General features: G+C 35.9%; 1 protein-coding gene. It reads right to left on the minus strand.

Annotated elements, in window-relative coordinates; all coding sequences use genetic code 11:
- Positions 1–62: 62 nt before the first annotated feature.
- Positions 63–1,483, minus strand: a protein-coding gene (locus tag DWW33_RS15495) for an IS3 family transposase (protein WP_243088700.1) whose coding sequence is annotated in 2 segments (ribosomal slippage) — positions 63–997 and positions 997–1,483 — 1,422 coding nt in all. Because the reading frame shifts where the segments join, the coding sequence is not laid out codon by codon here.
- Between the last annotated feature and the right edge of the window lie 57 nt (positions 1,484–1,540).

The following is a 1,540-nucleotide window of genomic DNA, read 5'->3' on the forward strand; positions in this document are numbered from 1 at the left end:
TGATGTGACCCCAAAAAGTTAGACTTTTAAGCGTAGCAGTTTTATTGGCTGCTACGCTGTTTTTATGCAGCCAAGAGGCTAAGCCTGTATTGCACAGGACTCATCCATCCTAGTTTTTCTTTTATTCGTTGTTCGTTATAATACTTTATATATCGTTCTATTTCCGATTTCAATTCTTCATAGCTATAATAAACTACACCATAATAGATTTCTTGTTTTAATAGTCCGAAGAAATTTTCCATCACTGAATTATCGTGACAATTTCCCTTTCTAGACATACTCTGAAATATTCGTTCTCCTTTAAGGCGATATGAGTATGCTTTCATTTGATATGCCCATCCTTGATCCGAATGGAAGGTTCTTCGATAGGGACAATCAGATGTTACTTCTATTGCTTTTTCTAGAGCATCCATTACATTCTTGGTAGACGGGCGTTTATCAATACCAAAGCTTAGTATCTCTCCATTACACATATCCATAAATGTATCCAGATAAAGTTTGTGCATAGTCATATGTCCTTTAACATCAACTTCATAGTATTTAAACTCTGTTGTATCTGTGGTGATCTTCTGATGAGGTATATGTGTGTTAAAGCGTCTGCGAATTCTATTAGGCGCAACAGTTCCAACTTTTCCTTTGTATGAACTATATTTCCTACTCCTGCGTGTAAATGAGGTTACCTGTAATCCGAGTTTTTGCATGATTCGCTGAACTTTCTTTTTATTGATAACATATCCCTGATTGCGAAGTTCTCCTAGCATACGACGATATCCGTAATCCTTGTGAAGTTCTCTAATTTCAAGGATTTTTTCTTCGATTTCCTTATCAGGATTTTCTCTATCAAATCTTTTTTGCCAATACATATATGTTGCTTTAGGCATTCCTGTATATGAGAGAAGATATTTTAGTTTGAACTGTCTTCGGAGGCTGCTGATGATTCGCGCCGTTCTCTCATTTTTGCTTCGTCCTCTAAACGCAGTCTCCTCAGTTCTTTTAAAAAGGCATTCTCTATCCTTAACTTAAGAAGTTCATCCTCTAGTTCCTTTACATGTTCTACACTTGTATCAACAGGAGATTCTACAAGTGGTTTGTTTTGTGTATTGTTATCTGGTTTATCCAATATTTTCTTTCGACCTTTCTTACGTGGCCTCAACGCATCAGGTCCAGCTGCTCGAAAGCGATTAACCCAATCAACTATCATAGACGGGTTAGTAATTCCTTCTTGCAGAGCTAAATCTTGATATGAGATTTCACTTGATAAATATAACTCTACAACAAAAAGTTTCTTTTCGAAAGAATATTTTACTTGTTGACGTGAACGTTTTAACCCATCATCTCCAAAAGACTTATAATTATCCACCCATAACTTAACTTTACTATGAGAAGGAACGCCGTATTGCTCGGCGAGATATTTATAACCGCCTTCTCCATTCAGATAAGCATTTACAACTTTCTTTTTAAATTCATAACTATATTTAGACATAAAAATACCGACCTCCAATCGTTAGATTTTTTGGTCTAACTTTTAGGGGTCGGTACA

This window comes from Roseburia sp. AF15-21 (assembly GCF_003479505.1).
GTDB lineage: Bacteria > Bacillota > Clostridia > Lachnospirales > Lachnospiraceae > Roseburia_C > Roseburia_C amylophila.